This is a genomic window from Marimonas arenosa (assembly GCF_030848945.1).
Lineage (GTDB): Bacteria > Pseudomonadota > Alphaproteobacteria > Rhodobacterales > Rhodobacteraceae > Marimonas > Marimonas arenosa.
Map to the genome: position 1 here is coordinate 1 of NZ_JANHAX010000038.1, position 201 is coordinate 201.

Genomic DNA, 201 nt, shown 5'->3' on the forward strand with positions numbered 1-201 from the left:
TTGGCGGCGGTGACGACACCTATGACGGCCGCAACGGCACGCTGAATGGCGATGTGTTCGGCGGCACGGGCAACGACATCTACATCACCGACGACGCGGCCCTCCAGATCGTCGAGCTTGCCGACCAGGGCACCGACGAGGTGCGCTCGACGGTGCGCTACATCCTCGGCGACAATCTCGAGAACCTGACCCTGCTCGGCG

At 65.7% G+C, this 201-nt stretch carries 1 pseudogene; it reads left to right on the forward strand.

The window, feature by feature from the left end:
- Nucleotides 1-201, forward strand: a pseudogene (locus NO357_RS21385) (family 16 glycosylhydrolase); the annotation flags it as partial.